At 44.8% G+C, this 22,447-nt stretch carries 18 protein-coding genes; 10 read left to right on the plus strand and 8 right to left on the minus strand.

Features of this window, described 5'->3' with window-relative positions:
- Positions 1-414 precede the first annotated feature (414 nt).
- Together AC3CID_RS17635 and AC3CID_RS17640 are read left to right on the plus strand one after the other, a co-directional pair.
- Positions 415-1,233: a hypothetical protein gene (locus AC3CID_RS17635; RefSeq protein ID WP_171311660.1), complete on the plus strand. Its 819-nt coding sequence runs from the start codon at positions 415-417 to the stop codon at positions 1,231-1,233.
- Between the two features lie 399 nt (positions 1,234-1,632).
- Positions 1,633-2,022, plus strand: coding sequence for a hypothetical protein (locus tag AC3CID_RS17640; RefSeq protein WP_054545708.1), 390 nt, complete (start codon positions 1,633-1,635; stop codon positions 2,020-2,022).
- Positions 2,023-2,178: 156 nt separating this feature from the next.
- Here AC3CID_RS17640 and AC3CID_RS17645 read toward each other — a convergent pair whose 3' ends face one another.
- Complete coding sequence (locus AC3CID_RS17645; protein WP_488527795.1) at positions 2,179-3,111, minus strand: LysR family transcriptional regulator; 933 nt, start codon at positions 3,109-3,111, stop codon at positions 2,179-2,181.
- A 267-nt stretch (positions 3,112-3,378) separates the two neighbouring features.
- On the opposite strand from AC3CID_RS17645, the gene AC3CID_RS17650 reads away from it, so the two are divergent.
- The gene (locus tag AC3CID_RS17650; RefSeq protein ID WP_488527991.1) at positions 3,379-4,146 is read left to right on the plus strand and encodes a glycine betaine ABC transporter substrate-binding protein; all 768 of its coding nucleotides are present in this window, start codon (positions 3,379-3,381) and stop codon (positions 4,144-4,146) included.
- Between the two features lie 156 nt (positions 4,147-4,302).
- On the plus strand, positions 4,303-5,328 hold the full coding sequence (locus AC3CID_RS17655; RefSeq protein ID WP_488527796.1) for a zinc-binding alcohol dehydrogenase family protein: 1,026 nt from the start codon (positions 4,303-4,305) through the stop codon (positions 5,326-5,328).
- A 109-nt stretch (positions 5,329-5,437) separates the two neighbouring features.
- Here the strand turns inward: AC3CID_RS17655 and AC3CID_RS17660 are convergent, their stop codons facing one another.
- From AC3CID_RS17660 to AC3CID_RS17690, 7 genes are all read right to left on the minus strand, one after another.
- Positions 5,438-6,073: a CIA30 family protein gene (locus AC3CID_RS17660; RefSeq protein WP_488527797.1), complete on the minus strand. Its 636-nt coding sequence runs from the start codon at positions 6,071-6,073 to the stop codon at positions 5,438-5,440.
- Between the two features lie 47 nt (positions 6,074-6,120).
- Entirely contained in the window at positions 6,121-6,387 is a 267-nt protein-coding gene (locus tag AC3CID_RS17665; RefSeq protein ID WP_054545703.1) for a DUF3081 domain-containing protein, read from the minus strand.
- Positions 6,388-6,647: 260 nt separating this feature from the next.
- Positions 6,648-7,850, minus strand: a complete 1,203-nt coding sequence (locus AC3CID_RS17670) for a type III PLP-dependent enzyme (RefSeq protein ID WP_488527798.1) — start codon at positions 7,848-7,850, stop codon at positions 6,648-6,650.
- Positions 7,843-9,708 carry an IucA/IucC family protein gene (locus AC3CID_RS17675; protein WP_488527799.1) on the minus strand — a complete coding sequence of 622 codons (1,866 nt, stop codon included), beginning with the start codon at positions 9,706-9,708 and terminating at the stop codon, positions 7,843-7,845. The genes AC3CID_RS17670 and AC3CID_RS17675 overlap by 8 nt, the downstream gene beginning before the upstream one ends.
- Positions 9,680-10,897: an MFS transporter gene (locus tag AC3CID_RS17680; protein WP_488527800.1), complete on the minus strand. Its 1,218-nt coding sequence runs from the start codon at positions 10,895-10,897 to the stop codon at positions 9,680-9,682. Before AC3CID_RS17680 ends, AC3CID_RS17675 begins: the two co-directional genes overlap by 29 nt.
- A gap of 6 nt (positions 10,898-10,903) precedes the next feature.
- Positions 10,904-12,715, minus strand: coding sequence for an IucA/IucC family protein (locus AC3CID_RS17685; RefSeq protein WP_488527801.1), 1,812 nt, complete (start codon positions 12,713-12,715; stop codon positions 10,904-10,906).
- Positions 12,712-13,923, minus strand: coding sequence for an ATP-grasp domain-containing protein (locus tag AC3CID_RS17690; protein WP_488527802.1), 1,212 nt, complete (start codon positions 13,921-13,923; stop codon positions 12,712-12,714). The genes AC3CID_RS17685 and AC3CID_RS17690 overlap by 4 nt, the downstream gene beginning before the upstream one ends.
- A 240-nt stretch (positions 13,924-14,163) precedes the next feature.
- Between AC3CID_RS17690 and AC3CID_RS17695 the strand changes: the two genes are divergently transcribed.
- The 6 genes from AC3CID_RS17695 (at position 14,164) to fecE (ending at position 22,369) form a co-directional block, all read left to right on the plus strand.
- Positions 14,164-16,200: a TonB-dependent receptor gene (locus AC3CID_RS17695; RefSeq protein WP_488527803.1), complete on the plus strand. Its 2,037-nt coding sequence runs from the start codon at positions 14,164-14,166 to the stop codon at positions 16,198-16,200.
- A gap of 202 nt (positions 16,201-16,402) precedes the next feature.
- Complete coding sequence (locus AC3CID_RS17700; RefSeq protein ID WP_488527804.1) at positions 16,403-18,535, plus strand: TonB-dependent receptor family protein; 2,133 nt, start codon at positions 16,403-16,405, stop codon at positions 18,533-18,535.
- Between the two features lie 87 nt (positions 18,536-18,622).
- On the plus strand, positions 18,623-19,600 hold the full coding sequence (locus AC3CID_RS17705; RefSeq protein WP_488527805.1) for a Fe(3+) dicitrate ABC transporter substrate-binding protein: 978 nt from the start codon (positions 18,623-18,625) through the stop codon (positions 19,598-19,600).
- Positions 19,597-20,631, plus strand: a complete 1,035-nt coding sequence (locus AC3CID_RS17710; RefSeq protein WP_237288732.1) for a FecCD family ABC transporter permease — start codon at positions 19,597-19,599, stop codon at positions 20,629-20,631. The genes AC3CID_RS17705 and AC3CID_RS17710 overlap by 4 nt, the downstream gene beginning before the upstream one ends.
- The gene (locus tag AC3CID_RS17715) at positions 20,631-21,602 is read left to right on the plus strand and encodes a FecCD family ABC transporter permease (protein WP_488527806.1); all 972 of its coding nucleotides are present in this window, start codon (positions 20,631-20,633) and stop codon (positions 21,600-21,602) included. Before AC3CID_RS17710 ends, AC3CID_RS17715 begins: the two co-directional genes overlap by 1 nt.
- A gap of 2 nt (positions 21,603-21,604) precedes the next feature.
- Positions 21,605-22,369 (plus strand): Fe(3+) dicitrate ABC transporter ATP-binding protein FecE, encoded by a 765-nt coding sequence (gene fecE, locus AC3CID_RS17720; protein WP_237288733.1) that lies wholly within the window; start codon positions 21,605-21,607, stop codon positions 22,367-22,369.
- The last annotated feature ends 78 nt before the right edge of the window (positions 22,370-22,447 follow it).

Genomic DNA, 22,447 nt, shown 5'->3' on the forward strand with positions numbered 1-22,447 from the left:
TCTTCTCACTTACGTAACGTCTTTAAATATGCTAACTGGTATATGTGGTTTTTCATTTTGATCCACAGCAATAAATGTTTCACATCGAAATGCGAATATTAAAAAATGAGAATTTAAGCAGAAATAAAAATAACCATGTGTATTTAAATATTAATGAAACTATATCTAGTGAATGTGTTTTGCCTAAATATAAATTTATTGAATATTAAATTAGAGGAGGACGAGTTTCATGTATGGGAAAGAGTGACAAAGCTAACGTTATTTAAGGTTTTGTCATTTGATACTTTTAGCCCTACTTTTTTTTATTTTTTGTCTCTTTATTTTGTTATCTAGCGGGATCGAATTTCTCTAAAGTGTTTTGGAACTTGGCTTAACTAGGCTAAGAGCCCAATAACGTATAATAGGTTTTTGATCATGACTAATTATAAAAAAATAACACTCAGTAGTGCCCTTATTCTTTTCTCATCTCATGCATTGTCAGATGACCACATCACACCAGATGATGCCCCAGACCCCGGCGACCACACCAAGGTTTCATCTGTTATCAACGTGACTTACGGCAAGCAAAGTTTCAGAGAAGAAGATAACGACTTCGCGCAAATCCAGGCTCAGATTTCAGGACAAAAGAGCAATGAGAATTTGTTTCTTGGGCAGTTAACAATACAAGGTCAAGATAATGGAAAAGTAGGGAGTGAAGACTTTAATTTATCTCAAGTTCGCGCTCGTTATTTCGAAGTAAGCCGAACCGATTGGCAGCATGCGCCAATGGTTGGTGTATCACTCGATTATATAGAAACCAGTTTTACCGATGCTATCTCAGATCGTTTGTTCGCAGTAGGTGGGTTGATTCGTGTAAATACTCCGTTTGATAACTGGTTATCTTTCCCAATTTTGGCCGGTGCAGTAGGGCAAAACAACAGCGATTTTAGTCGATTAGGCCTTACCGATGACTATACCTATGGCGTTCAATTTAATTTCTTGAACTCGATTTATTTGCATGAAAACGGCACTCATGTACAAATAAATCCGCAGTTTAGCTCGCTTGATTTCGGTGGCAGTGTTGGGACGATAAATCAGTTGCAACTTGACCTCGCATTTCAAGGCCCACTATCGGACAACCGCAAGCACTGGGGTAAAGTGACGTATACGGAATTCTTCGATGATACGGAGCAAAGCTTTGGTCACAATAGACAGGGAACAGAATTAAAGTTTACCTACAGCTATTACTTTTAACTGGGTATAAGGTAAGTCTTAGTGAGCTATTTACTTCATCTAGTGCTGTTTCTAGGTTTATTTAAACAATGTGAGATCGCAAGACTTCATTCTTGTTGTTCCGTTTTCCTCACTGAATTTCAAGACCATAAACAAATTGCTCTAGTTTTCTTTATCGCTAGAGCATCTACATATGACACATTATATCGTGGCAGTTACGAGGCTTCGTTTATCGTCTTACAGTAAGTTTACGAAATGTATTGGTCGTCTAAAAAACAACTGAGTTACTTCACTCATTACCTTGTTATGTGTTTAGTATAAATTATCAACGACCAATCCGTCTTCGTTGTTGATTGAGATAGTATTTTGCTACAAAACGCGCATAATCTTGCTATACAACACTTAACGAAGAAATTACCTATGACTACCTTTCAATACTACTTCCACCAACTGCCTTGCTTCGACTGTAAAAAAACAACAGTAAGTACTGATCTTGGTTGGTTAACGCCTGCGATGAAAGAGGATGCTCTCGCTCAACTGACAGCGACTCTTGCGCAAGGTGAGATTACACCTGATCTTTCAGCAAACGTGGTCTGTACTAAAGAGGAAGCTCGTGAGTACCTACTACTAAACTTCTTCGGTTATTCAGAGGAAGAACTAGCAAGCGAAATTGAAGCTGATGATGAGAAAGAAGTCGCGGATGAAATAGCTGAGCTACTGGAAGAAGGCGAAGACACCATCACCTTCGAACATGAAATTGCTCTTCAGTGCTGTGCAGGTTGTGACGTTGTTGAAGACGAGTCAAACTAAACTCTTGTATTAAGGTTATTAAACCAAGTACTTGTAATAAAGTCAGTATGTTCATCATACCCATATGATGTTCAAATGATTAAAGGCGTTAGCGAATTGAAGTTCGCTAACGCCTTTTTTGTATATCTACTTTTTATCTCTAAGCTGTATTAGATCCTATGATATTTTGCTTTCTATAATGCCTTGCTCACTAAGTTGCGAAAGGATCTCTGCGGTCTTCTCTCTGAATAAATCTCTCAGTAGACGCACAGTAGGGGTGATGGATTGACGACTTGGGCATACTAACCACAACTCTGTAGATGTTGGTTTAAATTCAGGCATGACTTTAACTACTTCGCCTGAAAGCAGATGAGGGGACATGTCTAGACAAGATTTTATTGCCACTCCTTTACCCGCGATACACCAACGTCTTACAAGGTCAGCGTCGTTCGAAGCGCGGTTCCCTTTTAGTTTCACTTTATGATCTTGAGTGCCATCGTTGAATATCCACTCGTCTTGCAATATGTCATGAAGTTGGTAGAGCAAACCATTATGTTGAGTTAAGTCACTCGGGCGTTTTGGTGTTCCCATTTCAGCCAAGTATTCAGGGGCCGCACACAATATTCTGGGTACATCGCAGATTTTAAAGCCATACATGTTGGCATCTGTCGGGGAGCCATAACGCAACGCCATATCAACAGAATCACGGTAAAAATCGATATTGCTGTCGCTGATGCTAGTACGTAGTGCGACGTTAGGGTATTCCAGTAAAAATTCATCAAGCCAAGGTGTGATTAAGTTTCGCCCTAGATCCGATGAAAGCGCGATACGAATTTCACCGTCAACAATACCGAGCTCCTCGCGCATGTTGAGTTTCGCTTGCTCCAACATTTTTAAGGCTTGTTCACACTCAGGTAAATAGCGTTCGCCTGCTGAAGAGAGCCTTAGGTGGCGTGTGGTTCTTACAAACAATTCTGCCCCCAGTGCAGCTTCAACACGTTTGACGGCAGCGCTTGCGGTGGCAGTGCGCATATCAAGGTTGATGGCTGCAGCGGTGATACTGCGAAACTCCGCCACTTTCAAAATGACCTGTAAGTCTTCAAGAAGCATGTTATCTACCTGTATTGAATTATGTTCTAAACGTGGGGTTGGGATATTTCCCGATCACAATCTGCAAATGGGTTATCTCTACTTATCGCTTCTAAGTTAGCTTCAAACACTTAATTGTCAAAATTAATTTGATAATAATTCAAATGTGAAGCTGTTTTTCATTAGTAATTTTCTCACTATCATTTCCCCTATCGACAACGTAGCGCAGTACACACCGTATGGACGAAGCCTACGATCTAGGGGGATAAGATGACTAAGATAATCACAATGGGTGTAACGGATTTGTCGTTCCACCGTACGACCGCTTCATTGGTTGCCAATGTATTGAAAACCATGGGTTTTGAGGTAGAGCGTATATTCTCTCCACATCAAGAGAACTTTGAAAAGCTCAAAACAGGCCAAGTGGATATGCTTTCTTCTGCGTGGCTGCCATCAAGTCACGGTATCTACAAAACGGGCGTTGAGGAAGTTGAGCCGCTTATCGAGCTTGGGCTTCATTATGAACCTTATGCCTTGTGGGGCGTACCAGACTATATGCCTGAAGAGGCGGTTTCTGAAGTCTCTGATTTATTAAAAGCCGAAGTGATCGAGAAAATGAACTCGACCATCCAGGGTATCAACCCAGGTGCTGGTATCACACGATTCTCTATCCAGATGATGAAAGACTATGGCCTGAGCGATGCTGGTTACCAGTTCTTTCCTGGCAGTGAAGACGATTGTTTCAGAGCCTTTGAAAGTGCAGTCGCAAACAAAGAGTGGGTGGTAGTGCCACTGTGGAAACCTCAGTTTTTACACCATCGTTACGATATTCGAGAACTTAAAGAGCCTAAAGGCTTACTCGGAATCGTTGACAGAGCGGTACTGCTTTTAAGAGATGACAAGAAGCACTTGTTTAACGAAGAGCAGATTCAGAAGTTGGATTCCCTACGCTTCTCGAATGACATTATCGCCGAGCTGGATTACAAAGTTTGCCGTGAAGGTAAACCACAAGATCAAGTCACACATGATTGGTTGATTGAGAAAGGCCTGATTTAACCTCTAAGCCCTTGGCAGTGCAGTTAGATGTCTGCATTACCCAGATAGCGGCAATACCATTATCAAAAATTATTTGATAATCATTCAAAAGCTAGACTGTTTATCTAGAGTGAGAGTTCTCTAAGATTAACTCATCAAATTTACGGAGAAAGCACCATGTCAGTACCATCAAAAATGAAAGCTATCGGATTTACTCAATCACTTGCGATTACAGAGCAAGACAGTTTATTTGAGTTTGAAACGAGTCTGCCAGAACTAAAAAATAATGACTTGCTGGTAAAAGTGAGTGCGACTTCTATTAACCCTGCTGACGCAAAAATTCGTATTCGTAGTGCCAAAGACAAAACACTCGAACAACCAAAAGTGTTGGGTTATGACGCAGTCGGTGAAGTTGTTGGCAAAGGCGCTGACGTTGAAGGCTTCGAAGTCGGTGACCGTGTGTACTATGCGGGTGATGTAACACGTATGGGGGCTAACGCAGAATACCAAGCTGTGGACTACCGTATTACGGCTAAAGCGCCTACGAGTCTTTCTGATGAAGCTGCAGCCGTTATGCCACTAGCAACTCTTACCGCTTGGGAAGCATTGTTCGACCGCTTGCGTGTTCGCCCTGAAGAGAAAAAGTCTATCCTGATCATTGGTGGAGCAGGCGGTGTAGGTTCAATTACGATTCAACTGGCTAAGCAACTGACCAACCTAAATGTTATCGCTACAGCTTCAAGACCTGAAACGGAGCTGTGGGTAAGGGATATGGGGGCGGATCATGTGGTGAACCACCGTAACCTTGTAGAATCAGCGCGAGAGCAAGGCATTCAGCATGTCGACTACATCTTCAATGTTGCAGACACAAAAGGGCACTGGGATGCAATGGTTGAGTTGATTGCACCGCAAGGCATGATCAGTTCGATTGTTGAATTTGACGGTGGCATTGACTTATCAGCGCTGCAAGGTAAATCAGCAGGCTTTGTTTGGGAACTGATGTTTACACGTTCACTGTTTAACACTGAAGATATCCAGAAGCAGCAAGACATCTTATTTCAAGCCGCGAATCTGATTGATGCGGGCCGTATTAAAACGACGCTAACCACGACCATAAATGGCTTTAGTGTGGATACAATCAAAGATGCACATCAACGTATTGAAAGCAGTGCCTCGATTGGTAAAACAGCTATCAAATACTAATTGCTGATGTTTTAATCCGCCGTTGTTTCGAATTGTTGACGGTTTAAATAGAAGAAGCCCCTGATATCTGATTGCTAGTCAAAAGGTATCAGGGGCTTTTGTTTGTGGTTTAGTCTGCTTCTGGTGATGTCATAAGTTTCGATGTTTTGAAGTGAAGCTGTATTAGGTCTAGCTCAAAAGGCGAGGGCTGTTTGTCTGCAATCAAAAAGCCGATTTGTTGGATGTCTTGTGCCTTAAGTTCCAGCGCTCCGCTCAGCAACCGACCTCTGAACACCGCTTGAAAATCATTGAAGTGGAAGACCTTATTGAGCTCCTTTCCCTTAATGGTATCGAAATCGTGTTTATATTGAACTCGATTACCCTCCTTCGATGTTGTGAACCTCAGTTGGTAGGTGCGACCGTCACCAACGAATATCAGCTCTGCACTATCTATTTCATGGTCAGGTGATTCAATGGAGCGCTTTACAGAACTGAAACCACCATTATTTTCTAACGAGAGCTCTCCCCTAAATCGACTCATGTTATTAAGATAAATGAGCTCGCCTGTTGAGATGCCGCCCATTACATCGTCGTTAGTCACTGTCCAGTTTTGATGCTCACTAGCTTGTGTAAAGTCGATCATGTTTGTCCCTGTTACATCTGCCTTAAGACTTAACGAATGTAGGCTGAGTAGAAGGAGTAAAGGTGTCGTTAACCTAAGGTGTAACCGCGTTTTACAATTGGTTCCGTTCATGAATTTCTCCACTCTTTCCCTGTAGACTGTGCGTTATTTACTCGATAGCGATGTGTAACTTATGAAGAAGGTTCCGTTTCAAGCATAGCTAAACAACGCTTGATGAAGTCTTCATAGTTCGATGCTTTGTCGTATTCGATCTTCAATGAGCCGTGGAACATTAGGGTCACGGTAATGTCTCGGTAGCTTAACCAACAGGTGTAGCCGTCGTAATCGTGCCAGGCTACCATCTCGCCAAATTGATATTTGTTATCCAATTGCTCGCCAGATGAACGAATGCAATCGAACACTCTGAGAAACTCAATAATGGTGATTCTGTTGTCCATGTACCACTCCCGTTGCGCAGTCGATGAAAAATGCTAAGTGCTTGTATTTGAATTAACTACGGTTTGGTTCTACATTGCGATCACTGTGGGGAGTCGAGTGTTCAATCACCTTAGCTGTTTGGCAAAAGGGTTACGATAAACATAAGAAAGGCGTGAGCAGACCTGAGTTTGCTAACGCCTTTTTAATTTAGCGCCTTTAGTTAACTCTATGGCGTTTTGACTCAACCCGTAAGTTAGAAATCATAGAGCACTGGAGAGCTTTAGAAGTAATGAAACACCGGAGGTTCATGCATTAAAAAGTTTTGATGCGATATATTCCATGCGTAAGCGCCTGCTAGAGTGAACACCACATAGTCACCGATATCGAGCTGTTCGATATGTTGATTTCGTGCCATAACATCTTTTGGAGTGCAAAGCTGGCCAACCAACGTGGCTTTAGCATGGTTTATTGGATGTGAAATGGTGGGTTGTTGATTACTTTTCACGATAGCAAAAGGGTGGTCATGGCTTTGCGCTGCCGGAGTACGGAAATGATGCGTGCCACCACGGGCAATCACAAAATGCTCGCCAAGATTTTGTTTAATATCCAAGACCTCCATTACGTAATAGCCACAAGGTGCAGAGATGTAGCGGCCACATTCAAACCGCAGCTTCCAATCTTGTAAATGTTCCTTGGAAATCAGGAACTCCAATTTGTCGCAAAACTCCATCCAAGGAAAATGTTGTTTAGGGTTTTGGTAATTGATCCCCATGCCACCACCGAGGTTGATGATCAACTCATCGAGTGAGAACGTTTTTTTCCACTCTTTGACCACTTGGAAATAGCGTTGCATCAAGGCGAGGTGGCGATCAACGTCGAGTTGATGTGACATCAAATGGAAGTGAAAGCCTTTCAACTTTATTAAGGGGAAATCGCGTAGGCACATCAGCGCGTTGTTTAACTCACTTTCATCTAAACCAAATGGGGTGGGCTTTCCGCCCATGGCTAATTTGCTAAGTGTGATGTCTCCAATGTCGATGTTCATACGCAGGAAGATCGAAGCAGGCCGATTCAATTTTTGTGTTAAAAGACCAATGCGTTGTAACTCAGTGAGGCTCTCGACATGAATCGCATCAACATCGAGTTTAATTGCTTGCTCCAGTTCACTGGGCATTTTCCCCGGGCCACCAAAGATCAGTGGTTTATTGAGTTGTTGCTGGTGGAGGTGTGTAAGCTCTCCGCCTGATGCAGCTTCGAAGCCATCAACATAAGGAGCTAAAATCCGCAGTATCGGCGCTGAAGGATTCGCTTTCGCCGCGTAAAATAGCTCTACGTTTTTTGGCAATACATGGCGCATCTGCTTAATGTGCAGCTCCAACGCATCAAGGTCATAAAGATAAGCACATAATGGCTGCGTTTGTTGCTTGGCCAATTGCTGTATTTCTTGATGGATAGAGGCAGAAAGTTGAGGAGAATTAAGCATGGTGAACTCCTTTTGAATGAGTTGGCCACGGTGCTGCAACTTGGGTGTAACCGGACTCTTTATCGGCATTTTGCATCAAACGTGTTGTGAAGTTATTTTTGCTTGGGAAATGACCATCGTTGAGCAATGCCATTAGCTCAGGTTGCTGACCATTGATCGACTGCCAGCGGACGATAGCGTCTTTTAAAGTTCCCCATAACGAGCTCTCAAGTGCCGAATTACCCTCAGCGATAAAGAAAATGGCCTCACTGATATTGTTTATAAAGGTGCAATAGCCAATACGGTTCCAACCTTGCTCACGACTGTAGTACACCGATTGACGAGCACGTTCTGAAAGTTGCTGAAGTGTTTCTGATGGCCAAAACTCTTGTAGTAGCTTAGTACCTTCTAAGTCTCGAATCCATACACAGCAAGGCATGCCTTTTTCAAATCCAATCAACGTATTTTGTAAGTGAGGTTCAAACGCAACCCCATGTTTGAAGTAGTAGTTAAAGACGCCCGGAATCAAACAATGCAGATAACGCTCAAACCACAGTGTGGCGACATTTTCATATTGGCTTTGGGTTGTTTGCGCTTTTTGTTTGAGCTGAGTGGCGATGCAACTGTTCCCGTCTGTATCGTAAGCAAAGAGGGCACCCGCTAACGTTGGTTGCAAAATATCGGTTTCGCTTAAGGTGAAATTCTCTCGATACAAAATACCAAACGACTCGCGAGCTTTAATAACATCAGTTTGTTCCTGATCGGCAACCGACTCTAGATCCAATGTGGTCGCGTAAGGTTCAGTCATTACCTTGAATACTGGATTACGTAACTGTTCGCTTTCTTTGATTGGATGCAGAATCGAGGTTAATTGAACGGCACTATCGAGCTCATACCATGCGTTTTTACGTACGCAGTTGGTTAAACGTACATTGATAGAGAACTTAGCAAACCAATCCATATCTGGGTGGTACAGAGTGCGCACGGATGAAGTGGGTAAGAGTTTTTCACCACCTAATCCAAGCGGGATGATTTTGCCTTGTTCAATGGCCGTTTTGACCACTGGGTTTTGCAAAAGTGTGTAAACTTCCCAAGGGTGACAAGGGTAAAGCATGGTACCTGCTGAATTGTTTTCATCAGGTGCAAGCTGTTCAAGCATCGTAGTTGGTGAGGTTCGGTTATCTGAACTCAAGACGTCGAGCAACGTGGTGTCGACCTTAAACCAATACAGGGGAACCTTAGCGCCAACCTCAGGGGAACACGCGAGCAGATCATCGAGACTGACACCTGAACGACTCTTTGGCGTTGGATGAAAAGTATGTCCCCAAAGTAACGATTGCTCTGATGCGATAAACGCGTTGTGATGCTGAGGTGAGTTGTCTGAGTTTAGGAACTGCTCGGTAATCAACAAACTGTTTTCCATTTGCTCGACCAACTCGTGATTGAATGGAATCGTCAGCATTTCTTTTAGGTAACTGAGTAGAAGCGTCAGGGTTTGAGTTGCGTCCAATTTGCACCAAGCTGCACCGGGCATTTTAGCCCAAGGTGTATCACTGAGCTTCACTTTCCCCAGTTTACTGGTGTACTCAACGGGTAAAACCATCAGACCATTTTTCTGAGGTTGATCTTGGTGAGGTAGGTGAATGGCCACGCGTTGGTGAGCGTTGTAGTTTCTTTTCAAAGTTTGAGGAAGAGAGGCCGAACTGTAGCGCCAATTAACCTGCTTCTTTGGTATCGCGTATTCACGTAGGTAACAGTTCACCACGCCCATGATGGTATTGAGTTGGGCTTTTTCTCTGTTTAGCAGTACTTTTTTACGGCTTTGAAGAACTTGGTCTTCAGCGTAATGTTCACTTGGAGATAATTGAGTCTGTAACATGTTGATGTCCAAATTTTGAATGGATGATCAGCGCGATAGCAGTAATGCCACTGACCAACATAGAAAGTATGAAAGGAACCTCAAGCCAGCCCAAGCTTGATATGAAAGACGCGCTCAATCCAGCCGCAACGCCACCCCATTTAGACATGGCATCAAAGCGCGAAAATACTTTGCCGCTTTGTCGTCGATCAATTTGGTTTGCTAACACTTGATGCAAGCCGTGATAACAGCAAACCATGCCAAGCCCGAAAACAATACGAGCAATAATCAATACTTCTTGATAAGAAGTGAGATGCATTGCGGCACTCAGTGAAAGCAAACCAAAGCCTAGCCATAAAGTACGCTGCGCTTGATTGCGTTCAAGCTGATGGCGATCAACCCATTCTGAGAACAGATGAACTTTCCCTGCAGAGAGCAGATAAACACCATGTGGGAGGGCATATAAAAATCCAATCCACGCTTGGCTTGTCACGCCATATTGCTGCACATAAGGCGAGAAATAGGGGAACGTGACGACCATGGCGAAAGCAAAGCTGCACTGCGCGCCAAACACCCAATAAAGAGTATTTAACGATTTGGTTTGGCTGCTTTGAGCTTTATTCGATACCTGATCTTTTACAATCCCCTTCGATTTCGCTAAGTCATCGATGGGTAATGTTAAGGTGATCAATAGCGCGAATAGCGGCAAAGCGGACAGCCACAGATACGCGTTCAGCGGGTTTGTTTCTGATAAGCTCCAGCCAAGCCCTATCGGAGCAATAATTAGCGCCAGACGAGCAGAAAGCTGAGTTTTATTGAGTGACTTACCGAGTGATTTTGCATCCTTGATTTGGCTGGATAAGTAGCTGTTTGAGGCGGCCATGGTGCCACCAAAGGTTCCTTGAACGAGAAGACCAAACACAAACATTGAGAGATTATCGGCTAAGCCACACAGCGCGAAGCCTGCTGCAAGCCCGAGTTGAGCACGTAATAGAGAGCGACGTCTGCCATATTTATCAGCAAACTGCCCCCAAAAGCGCGCCGCAACGGCAGTGCAAAAGGTCGGCAAAATGAACAGTACCCCCGCCCAATCCGAAGTAATGTTTGCATCCAGTGTTGGCAATACCATTGGTAAAAACAGCGGCATGCCTAAGGCTGCAAACGCGGCGATAAAGTGGCTTAAAAGCACACAATAGATGAGTTTGGTCATGATGGGTTAACTCACGCTCTGCTTGATGTCTTCAAGGTAAGCGTGTTGTGCTTCTTCGCTGGTTAGCAATAAAAAGTTCGGTGCCGACAAGCCATAGAACTTATTGATATCGCTTGCGCCAGACGCCTCTTTAGACAATAAGCTACCCGAGCTCAATAGATACTTAGCGTATAGGTTAGGTGATTCAAACAACATCTCGTTTGCAAGCTTGGTGTTGTGTCCTCGTTTGTCCAACTGGCTAAGCTGTTGGGAGAGGCTATTGGCGACCATTTCATACAGATAAGCTGAAGTGGCGATTCCTTTCGTCGCCATTGCTTCCACAATTGCGGCAATGTCTAACTGCAAAGTAATAGTGGTAAACATCTGACCAAGAGCAAGCTCGTTATCTACAGTGATACGTTGATCTAAAAGGTGATCGCATTTTACGGGCGATTGTTGCTCAAACGTTTGGAAACGCTCTGGCCAAATACGCGCTGCATCGTTGTCTTTCATGGCTAAGGTCATCTTGCCTTGCTCATCGAATGCAATGATGGCGTTTTGTTGGTTAGACTCCAAAGCGATACCGTAACGAATCCACAATGTAAGGTGCACTTTGCAAAGCAGATCAACGTAATCTTTAAACCAAGTCAGTGTATCTTGCTGATAATACTGTTCGGCGAGGTGTTCCAAGAACAAGCGTCCATCAGGCATTGGACTGGCAAGGGCGGCCACAGGCACCAGTGCTTTGTCTTGGAAGTAACTTTGCGGGTATTCGCGCACAATGTAAGCAAAGGTTTTATCGTCTCCAACGTGGCCGCCATGTTTCTCATAACAATGGAAAAACGTGCCGTGTAAGTCTTGATCTGTTTGCTCTAAGTGCGTCAACAAACGTTCAAACCAATGCCCATCATAGAGCGTAGATGGTTTGATTAGGCGAATGTTTTTAGTACCCAAAGATCGCATGATCAGCGGCACCTTGATGTGGATCTGTGGTGCTTGATTCACGACCACAGTGCGCACTGACAGGGTAGGAGTCACCTCAAGACACGCAACTGGCGCTTCAATGACACCGTCAGGAATTTCATCAAGACTTCTTAGTGTTAATGGGTGTGCGGGGAATAACTCATGGCTAAGAGCAAAATCGGCGGGCAGACCCACTTGCTCCATCGTTGGCCAACATTCTGGTTGTGGACTGGTCAATGTAACGAGTGACTTCTCGATTGCGAGCCAACGAAGTTCAAAGCTTTGTGCAAATTCTGGCGCGAATTGCTCTAGGTCGTGATCGCTTAAACCGAACTTAGCACGTGCTGTCGGGTAGTAAGGGTGGTCAAGATAGGATGCGATTTGATCGGCACGTAATAGCTTTTTCTCCCAACGTTCTAGTTGAGAAATCGGCTGCATGAGTGATTCGGATTGCTGACTGAAGGCGCTGTCACACAATCCTTTGTGTTTTTCTGCGCATTCGAGTTCTTGCAAATAACCATCTAATAACGAATGCGAGCTTTCGTGAGCACTTGCTTTCAATAATTCAATCCAATCTTGATAGTACTGCTGGCTTTCAACGACACCATTTCTCTCGATGAACCAACCATCACCTTCCGAGCCATCTGGTTGGCCGTATACCCAACGCTGCATGTAATAGCTGGGAGTAACGGGCAGGTAGAGTGTAAAGTCTAAACCCGCAAAAATAGCCCAAATTTGATTACGAGGATAAGAAGATAGTTTGAGTGTATTTGGTAGCTGAGATTTAAATTGGCTTTGAGAAACTAATCCAAACAAATCTTCACGCAAGCAAGTATCGACTAGTCGTTGAGTGAGGTATAACGCGTTTTCATTCATGCTGTTACCTCGTTTGTTGCTGTTAGATTGAAGCGAGAGATTGCCTGTTGTAGTGCGGGTTCTAGATTTTGACCAGAAGGAGAAACGACCGAAATTCGCGCTAAGTAATCCTTGTTGGAGAAACTTTGTTGGAACGTATCACCAACCTTTTTAAGGACTTGCTGCTGAGTGACAATATCGCCCTCTTGGTGAATGAAAGAGGTTGATGATCCTTCAATCAAACCGCTTTGTTTGGCCACTAAATAGTGCACATGGGCGCTGCCATCAATACGAAATGTAGGATCAAGCTTGTGACCCAAGTGAAGATTTAAGATGGTATTGAACCAATTCCCGCCACTGAGGTTATTAAGCAAAAACTCCCGGCCATCACCAATACTTCGATAGTTGATCTCGACCAGTACCGGCCCTGAATCTGTGATGATGAACTCGCTATGACAGACACTAAACCCCACCCCGAATTCTTTAAGCTGACGTATACATTCATCACGGTAGTGAACGCTGTTAACACCATTCCAACTCGCAGCTGTTTCGATGAAGTAGGGTGGTGCTGAGAGCTCTACATCAAACCCACCAAGCGCGACCAAATGATCCCCGTCGCCAATGGTTTCGACAGTAATCAGTGGGCCTTGCAAAAACGCCTCAACCAAGATGGGAGTAGTAGGGTGCTTTTGCCAAAACGTATCGCAATAGTTATCCAGCTCAGCCGCAGAATCGCAGCGCTGCACGTCTAAACTAGCCACGCCTTCCTTGGGCTTCGCAACGACAGGAAAATCGAAATCGAATACAGGAGCGCTCTCTCGACTTAACAAAACACTTCGAGTATTAGGTAACGATTTTTCGTTGAGAACCTGACGAGTTAAGTATTTGTTTTTCGCCTTAATCGTCACGTTCCAATCTTTAGCGGGTAAACCAAAGAACTGTGCACAGATTGCAGTGGAAGTTTGTAGGTGGTCGCTATTACTGAAAACAGCATGAGGTGCTAGATTTTTCTCGGTGATGATTTCGATGAGTTCAAGAGGGTTAAAGACATCGCATTCTAAAATTTCATCGGGATTAAAGCGTTCATCATCACTGCTCAATTTCAGGTGATTGAGCTTGTGATCTGTGATCAAAACGACGTGAAGACCCATCGCCTTTGCGGTAGGTACGAAGCCGTGAGTGACTGCATCATTCACGACGTGACTTACGATAATAATCGTAGATTTCATGGGGCTTTCCTAATTTTAAAACGTTGTTGTCGCCTGCTCACAACTCGCTTTCAAGTGCTCTCTTTCGGGGTTAAAAGAAAGAGAATTTTTCTATCTTATTGTTTTTATTGATTCTTATGTCATTAGTAGTGTTGCATATTGCAAAGCAAATATAGATCAAAAAATATATATTGCAAATATAAATGATATTTGTTCTTATTCGCAATATTGTTATTTTATAAACTAAAACGGAATTAGAAAATGAACATGAGATTGACCTTGTCCCCTCTTGCTTTGGCAATTGGCGGAGCCTTGGCGGCGGTGGCTGGTGTGTCAACTGCAGTGGCGGAAGAACAAGCCACTGTAGATGAAACAGTGCAAATTATTGGCCATCAATACGAAGGTTATGCAGAGCATATGCCTCAGTCAGGAACCAAAACGGATGTCGAGTGGTTAGATGTGCCACAAGCGGTATCGGTTGTTACAAAGACAGAAATGGAAGACCGTGGCGCGGTACGTTTAGTGGATGCACTTGATGGTGTCGCAGGGGTTAACAATACCCTGGGTGAGGGAAGCCGAGACCAATTTGTGATTCGTGGTTTTGATGCACTCAACGATATCTACCGTGATGGTATGCGTGATGACGGGACTATGCAATCGTACCGAAGCCTAGCGAATGTCGAACGTGTCGAAGTGGTAAAAGGCCCTGCGGGCGCACTTTATGGCCGAGGCTCCGCGGGCGGTATCATTAACTTGGTCACCAAGCGAGCTAACGGTGATAACTTCACCAACGTAAATGGCAGTGTTGGCAGCAACAATTTGTTTGTTGGTCAAGTTGATAGTTCGATGGCGTTTACTGACAAGGTCAGTGGTCGTATCAACGTGGAAAGTCGACAGTCTGATTCCTATGTAGACCATGTCGACTCTAATGATTTCTTTATTGCGCCAACAATTCGAGTGATGCCTTCTGATGGACACATTATTGATCTCGATGTCGAATATGCTCACCAAGAGTTGGTGCCATATCGTGGTGTTCCATCAAAGAATGGTAAGCCTGTCGACGTCTCTGAAAGCACGTTTTACGGTGGCACGAACGATTATCAAGAGTCGGACAGCATTCGTGTTGGCGTTAATTATGAATGGCTTTTGAATAGCGAATGGGCATGGACAAACCGCGCAGCATACAACCATATCGAACTTGAGCAAAAGGGTACACGCCAAGGGACGGTAACTGGGAATGGAGTATCTCAGAGTGTAAATAACCTCGGTTACGACCCTCGTACCACGACGACTCTTCAATCTGAGCTAGTTTGGGAAACGGATTCGAACCAAATGATGATCGGTGCGGATTATAATCAGATCAATATCGACCTAATGCTCGCAAGAGATGAAACCTTACCTCCGAAAGATATCTATAACCCTGTAGCAGGCCCAACGCCTGATCCGGGGTTTAAACCTTCCCGTGATAACACCACAACGACGACAGGTGTTTACATTCAAGATGTTTATACCTTTGGTGATCTTTCAGTGATCGGCAATGTGCGTTACGACTCGATGGAGCTTGAACAGCAAAAAGCGGGCTCAGCAAAAGAAAATCTAGACGATGACAAAGTGAGCTACCGTGGTGGTTTAGTCTACCGTCTCAACAACGATATGTCAGTGTACGCAAGCTTAGCTCGCTCATGGCAATTGCCTTACTCGGGTATTTATATCAATCCTAAATTGGCTGAATTCTTCCACACCGATCTAAAAGAAGTGGGTGCAAAAGCTTACTTACTAGATAACGCCTTGATGCTTAATGCCGCGCTCTTCCAAATTGATCAAGAGCAACCAGAAACGAATATAGACGGAGACGTTGTTAACAAGATCGAAGCTCGCCACCAAGGTATTGAGCTAGAAGCTCGCGGTCAATTTACTGAGCAGTGGGATATTTCTGTGGGTTATAGCTACCTCGATGCAGAAAACAAAGAGACAGGCAAAAAGCCAAATGATGTGTCTGACCATCTGTTCTCACTTTGGAGTACTTACCAGCTAGACGACAACTGGCGTTTAGGTGGCGGCGTGAAATACGTTGGCGACCGTTACGCGGGTAATGACGAAGCCGTTGCACTAGGCGATTACACCACCGTTGATTTGATGGCAGCGTACACCACGGGTCGTCACAAAGTCCAAGCGAACGCTTACAACGTGTTGAACGAGGAATATATTCTGGGAGCAACCAACGGCACGTCTGGCACAAACCAGATTGGTTACGGTGCTCCTGCTGAATTCATGCTCAGCTACGGCTATCAGTTTTAAAAGCTAATTTAGTTCTAAGAGCGAATTCAGTTCTAGGAGTTAGTTCATTTCAAAGAACCATTTCAACTCCAAAAACGATTGATTTGTTCGCTACGAATGAGTGAACAGTTGGCCTTATTTTGAGGCCGTTTAGCCCATAGGATCAAAGCGCCGAATTGTAACCACGGCCTTTGATCTTAACTTGCCTACTTAGGAGATTTTCATGCCTTACCAGAATTTGGATGGTAAACCCTGTACTCAATCACACCAAAAGTTGCGTCTAAGTACCCTTGCAATGGCCATCGCTTCAGTGACTTCCATGAGCGCATTTGCAGCGTCTGATCCTCAAACAACGACTATGGAAACGGTTGTCGTGACAGGTAGCTTGATCGGTAACTCAGAGCTAGAGGATGTGAAAGAGTATCCGGGAGCGCGTACCGTTCTAACTAACGAACAAATTAAAAAGACTGGCGCACTTTCGATTGATTCGGCCTTCCAAAGTGTACCGGGCATTAAGGTTCAAGACGAAACGGGTACGGGTGTATTGCCTAACATCTCGGTGCGTGGCTTGAAAGCCAGCCGCAGTGGTCATGCTCAATTTCTAATGGACGGTGTGCCACTGACTCTTGCGCCTTATGGTCATACCGGACAATCTATTTTCCCTGCGACTCTGTCGATGCTTGACCGAATTGATATCGTGCGTGGTGGCGCTGCTGTGCAGTATGGGCCAAACAACGTGGGTGGTGTGATTAACTTGGTGACTAAGCCTATTCCACACGAGTGGCAAACGGAAATAAGTAATCGCTTTACTGTATTCGAGGGTGGCGATACGCCACTTAATGATTTTTACCTGCGCACGGGTGGCTGGTTAACCGATACGCTTGCGCTTCAAGTCGAAGGTAATTTTCTAAAAGGTGAAAGCTTCCGTGAACATTCAGACACCGATGTCAAAAACTTCCAAGCTAAGTTGCAGTGGTTACTGAGTGATACTCAAGAACTACAAGCTTTCGTGCAGCGTTATGATGCCGACACGCAAATGCCGGGCGCTTTATCGCCAGAAGATTACGAGAATGACCGTACCCAATCTAAGCGCCCTTATGATGAGTACCAAGGTAAATCGACACGTTGGAGCTTAAAGTACTTACATGATTTGAATATTGCTGATAGTGCAGAGCTAGAAGTACTGACCTTTGGCCATCGTTCTGAGCGTTTCTTCCAGTGGGGTTACAACAGTACTAAAGGTGTGGAGTGGTCTGATCCGTCGCAGCCATCTACTGATATTCGTACGTCACCACGTGAATTTAAGGTGTATGGGGTAGAGCCGAAACTCGCGATGTATTTTGACGGTAATACCGTGACGCAAAATGTGATTGTGGGTGCGCGCTATGTTAACGAAGACATTGATTACAAGCTCACTCAAACATCAATTTCTAGTGGAGTAACCACAACGCCACGCGATTGGCATTTAGATACTGACGCTTTCGCAGGCTATATCAGCAATGAAATTGGCTTGTTTAATGATGTATTAAAGGTAACACCTGGTATTCGCTATGAATCAATAGATATGGCATTTTACGATCTAGGTAAGGCAGAAAAGACAAATAACAAAGTGACAGAATGGTTGCCTGGTTTAACGGTGGCGTACCATCTAACTGAACAATGGGTAGGTTATACCAATGCTCAGAAATCTTTGCGAGCACCACAAATTGCTTACATCCGTGGTAAAGGTGAAGAGGGCAGTGAACTGGCATGGAGTTATGAGTTGGGTGCTCGCTACAACCAAGATTCAACCAGTTTCAATGTAGCGCTTTACCGAATCGATTTTGAAGATCAGCTTCAATGGCAAAAAGCGACTGAAACTTTCGACAATATTGGTAAAACCCTCCATCAAGGTGTTGAACTCTCTGGTCGTTATATTCCTCAAGCGATGCAAGCTCTGAGTTTAGGCGCTGGCTATAACTACTTAGATGCAACGATCGAGGAAGAGGGCGTAAACAAAGGTAATCAACTTCCTTATACGTCTAAACATCAATTTAGTTGGGATGCGACTTACGCCTTTAGCAAGGTAGATACGACTTTATCTGGTTACTACTTTAGCGAATCTTATTCTGACAATGCGAATACAAGTGCCGAAGATGCAACGGGCGCGACAGGTAAAGTGCCTGCCTACATGGTCTGGAACTTCAACCTAGGTTCGGATTTGTACAAGGATGAAAACAGTAAGCTGCGCATGAACTTTGCGGTGAACAACTTGTTTGATGAGGACTATTACTTCCGTGGTATTGATACCAGCCCAGTTGGTCGTTATCCAGCACCAGGACGTTCTTACACTTTGGATCTGAATTATCAGTTCTAATACGTAATTTATTGAAAGTAATAACGAATAAAAGTCGCCAATACTCTTGGCGGCTTTCACGGTTCTAGCGTTTAAGGAAAATTAAATATGGAAAACAGCTCCCGAATCTTGTTTTCGAATCCATTGCAGCTGTCGAACGGACTGCTGTCATTTAATCGGCCGTTTTTATTCAGCAGGATAGCAATAACCTTAGCTTTGCTGATCTTAAGCTTGTTCTCATTCTCCAGTTCAGCACAAACGAGGATCATACAAGACGATCAGGGTCAGTTTGAGATAGCGACTACCCCGCAACGTATTGTGGTGTTGGAGTTTTCATTTGTAGATGCACTCGCTGCGGTGGGTATTTCTCCTGTTGGTGTTGCTGATGACAATGATGCTTCGCGAGTGATTCCGGCGGTACGTGAATTGGTTCAACCATGGGAATCAGTTGGCATGCGTTCTCAGCCCAGCCTAGAAGCCATTGCGGTATTAAAGCCTGATCTAATCATTGCCGATGCAGAGCGTCATCGTACGGTCTATCAAGATCTACAACGCATCGCACCAACTCTACTGCTTAAAAGCCGTGGTGAGACTTATCAAGAGAATTTGGAGTCTGCGCTCAAGATTGGCATCGCTCTCGACAAGCAATCGTCAATGGAACAACGAATTCAACAACATCAACACGTCATGGCTGAATTTAAAAGTCATTTCTCGCTCAAACAAACCGTCCAATTCGCTGTCGTGTCGGATAAAGGTATGTGGTTACATAGCCCTGCATCTTACGCAGGGGGCGTGCTGACCACATTAGGCATTGCGAGCCCTATTGTGAAACCAACAGAGAAGGCATATTTACCAACCAGCTTTGAGTTGTTGTTGAAAACCAATCCGGATTGGTTGCTCCTTGGCGCTTATTCTCATCCTAATATTGTTGATGATTGGCAGAAAAATCCGTTATTCAATGTACTAACCTCTGCAAAAAGTCAGCAAGTTGTAGAAGTGTCACCAGCACTTTGGTCACTGAATCGAGGCATGTTAGCGGCAGAACAAATGGCGAAAAATCTTGAGCAGATCTTGGACCCATCATGAGTACGATGTTGTTCTCTAAAAGTAAGCGATCCTGGCCAATACTGTCGTGGAGAGTCACGTTATTTACGGCATTAGTGTCGTGTTTGGCACTATCTGGTTACGCGGCCTCTATGACCGGGTGGTCTAATTTCTCTCTAACATTGAGTGACTTAATTCACTACTGGTTTGCGTTTGATGAAAGCAGCATGACGCATCAAATATTGGCGACGCTAAGAGCGCCAAGAGCTTACGCAGGGTTGTTTATTGGTGCGAGTTTGGCTGTCGCTGGGTTATTGATGCAAGGCTTGACGCGTAATCCACTCGCGTCTCCGTCGATTCTTGGTATTAACGCAGGCGCGGCCTGTTTTATGGCGTTATCTGCAATAGGTATACCTGTGGTTAGCGAGCTAAACCCAATCCTTAATGCGGTTCTTGGTGCATTGCTAAGCGGCGGTGTCGTAATGCTTCTAGGCGGTTTTTTCTCCGCACGTTCTCATCCGTTACGTTTGGTTCTCGCGGGGATCGCCATTACGGCGTTATTGCTAGGACTGACACGAGCGGCGCTGATTCTTGCTGACGACATGGCTTATAGCGTCTTGCATTGGCTTACTGGCTCACTGTCTAGTGTGGATGATGGGCAATGGCAACAGCTTTGGCCGCCTGTAGTGATTGGTTTGGTGTTGGCAATGAGTCTTGCTCGCAACCTCAACTTGCTGGCACTTGGCGAAGAGGTAGCTGTGGGGTTGGGCAGCAACATCAGGTTTACCCGCCTCGTGAGTGGACTGACGATCGTGTTGCTTGCCGGAGCAAGCGTCGCTATCGCAGGGCCAATTGGCTTTGTAGGACTGTTAGTGCCTCATTTGGTTCGACCTATGGTTGGGCACAATTACCATTTACTGATTCCTATTTCAGCATTGGCAGGCGCAGCATTAGTGTCTTGGTCAGATGCGCTGTCGCGAGCGATTGCTTTCCCGACTGAAACACCCGTTGGTGTTATTACTGCTTTGCTCGGGACACCTTGTTTTATTTTGATTGCTACGAGGAGATCTTAATGCATCATCACACTAAGATAGTTTTGTTATCAGGGATTCTCATATTAGTGGCATCTGCTGGTTTGTTTGTTGGCGCAGCGTCACTTTCTATCCCTCAAGTCATCGAACATTTGGTCGCGTTTTCCAGTGACGACTTTGTTATCCATCAGTATCGGTTACCACGTATGTTGCTCGAGATAAGCGTGGGCGCAGGGTTAGGGCTTTCTGGGGTATTAGTGCAAGGCGTGATACGTAATCCGTTAGCATCGCCTGACCTTATGGGTATTAGCGCTGGGGCAGGCCTTGCTGCGACAGCGAGTTTAGTTTGGTTTCCCAATGCACCAGTCAGTGTGCTTCCTGTTGTAGCTATGTTCGGTGGGGTATTGGCTGCAGGGCTGATTGCTGTATTGGCATGGTGGTCAAGGCCAACACCCGCCAAGTTGGCGCTGATTGGTATTGCGGTGAGTGCGTTTCTGGCCAGTTGTATCGACTTCTTGCTGGTTACCAATCCGATCGAGATCAACACGGCCATGGTGTGGTTAACTGGCAGCCTTTGGGGACGAAACTGGCAGCAAGTTCCCTTTATTTGGAGCGTACTGCTCTTGTTGTTACCCATGGCATTGTGGCTTGCTTGGCGATTAGATGTGATGGGGCTTGGCGAGGAAAGTGCGACCACATTGGGTACTAAGCCAAAACAGATTCAGGCTCTTGCGCTATTGGCCGCGGTTTTGCTTGCCAGTGTTAGTGTTTCTGTTGCTGGAACGATCAGTTTTGTGGGTTTATTGGCACCTCACTTAGCACGCTTGTTGTTTGGGCATAATCATAAGTTGTTAATCCCAGCCTCTGCACTGGTGGGGGCAATCCTGGTTACCAGCGCTGATGGGTTAGCCAGAGGTCTACAACCACCTATTGAATTGCCAGCAGGCGTTCTCACGTCTGTGATTGGCGCACCATATTTCATCTTTCTTCTCTATCGTTATCGAGGTTGGTAACCATGCTTAAAACGCAGAATCTTTCCGTCGCGTACGGCAAACAAACGATCATACCGAACCTGTCGGTTTCTATCCCTAAGGGAAAAATCACCGCATTGATAGGACCTAACGGGTGCGGTAAATCCACCTTGTTAAAGACGTTAGTCAGAATTAACAAGCCAGTGGCTGGAGAGGTGTTGTTTGAAGACAAACCGCTATCAAGCTATGGCGATAAAGCGCTTGCTCGTTCGTTGTCACTTCTTCCGCAAATCTTGGTCAGCCCTGAGGGGATCACGGTAAGAAAGTTGGTCGAATATGGCCGTTCGCCTTATGTGTCTCATTGGGGGAGGCTAGGGCAGGACGATCAAATGATTGTCGAACAAGCTATGCGTGATACAGGTGTGCTTGAGTTTGCTGATAAGCCGGTTGAGTCTCTGTCTGGTGGGCAGCGTCAAAGAGCATGGATCGCGATGGTAATTGCACAAGATACGGATGTAGTGATGTTGGATGAACCGACCACATACCTTGATATGTCTCACCAAGTGGAATTAATGAACCTGATGCAACAGATGAATGCCAAAGGAAAAACGGTGGTTGTTGTGCTGCATGATCTTAACCAAGCCAGTCGTTACTGCGACCATTTAGTGGTTTTGGAAAAGGGATGCGTAATAGCAGAAGGCTCGCCTGATGAGGTGATGACCGAAACTATGCTCAGTAACGTGTTTGATCTCAAAGCGAGCGTGTTTCGTGACCCTATTTCAAATACGCCAATGTGTGTTGCTATTTAGGAGACTATCAGGCAGCTGGAAAGGATGGATACTTATTCCTTAATACCTTTGGTTTTTGGTAATAAGTATCCGGAAACT

The organism is Vibrio sp. QJM3NY_21 (genome assembly GCF_057785975.1).

Coding starts and splice junctions, on each gene's coding strand:
- AC3CID_RS17650 (WP_488527991.1), top strand. CDS start 3,379: ATGGGTGTAACGGATTTGTCGTTCCACCGTACGACCGCTTCATTGGTT.
- AC3CID_RS17635 (WP_171311660.1), top strand. CDS start 415: ATGACTAATTATAAAAAAATAACACTCAGTAGTGCCCTTATTCTTTTC.
- AC3CID_RS17665 (WP_054545703.1), bottom strand. CDS start 6,387: ATGGACAACAGAATCACCATTATTGAGTTTCTCAGAGTGTTCGATTGC.
- AC3CID_RS17680 (WP_488527800.1), bottom strand. CDS start 10,897: ATGACCAAACTCATCTATTGTGTGCTTTTAAGCCACTTTATCGCCGCG.
- AC3CID_RS17705 (WP_488527805.1), top strand. CDS start 18,623: ATGGAAAACAGCTCCCGAATCTTGTTTTCGAATCCATTGCAGCTGTCG.
- AC3CID_RS17685 (WP_488527801.1), bottom strand. CDS start 12,715: ATGAATGAAAACGCGTTATACCTCACTCAACGACTAGTCGATACTTGC.
- AC3CID_RS17655 (WP_488527796.1), top strand. CDS start 4,303: ATGTCAGTACCATCAAAAATGAAAGCTATCGGATTTACTCAATCACTT.
- AC3CID_RS17640 (WP_054545708.1), top strand. CDS start 1,633: ATGACTACCTTTCAATACTACTTCCACCAACTGCCTTGCTTCGACTGT.
- fecE (WP_237288733.1), top strand. CDS start 21,605: ATGCTTAAAACGCAGAATCTTTCCGTCGCGTACGGCAAACAAACGATC.
- AC3CID_RS17715 (WP_488527806.1), top strand. CDS start 20,631: ATGCATCATCACACTAAGATAGTTTTGTTATCAGGGATTCTCATATTA.
- AC3CID_RS17695 (WP_488527803.1), top strand. CDS start 14,164: ATGAACATGAGATTGACCTTGTCCCCTCTTGCTTTGGCAATTGGCGGA.
- AC3CID_RS17710 (WP_237288732.1), top strand. CDS start 19,597: ATGAGTACGATGTTGTTCTCTAAAAGTAAGCGATCCTGGCCAATACTG.
- AC3CID_RS17670 (WP_488527798.1), bottom strand. CDS start 7,850: ATGCTTAATTCTCCTCAACTTTCTGCCTCTATCCATCAAGAAATACAG.
- AC3CID_RS17700 (WP_488527804.1), top strand. CDS start 16,403: ATGCCTTACCAGAATTTGGATGGTAAACCCTGTACTCAATCACACCAA.
- AC3CID_RS17675 (WP_488527799.1), bottom strand. CDS start 9,708: ATGTTACAGACTCAATTATCTCCAAGTGAACATTACGCTGAAGACCAA.
- AC3CID_RS17690 (WP_488527802.1), bottom strand. CDS start 13,923: ATGAAATCTACGATTATTATCGTAAGTCACGTCGTGAATGATGCAGTC.
- AC3CID_RS17645 (WP_488527795.1), bottom strand. CDS start 3,111: ATGCTTCTTGAAGACTTACAGGTCATTTTGAAAGTGGCGGAGTTTCGC.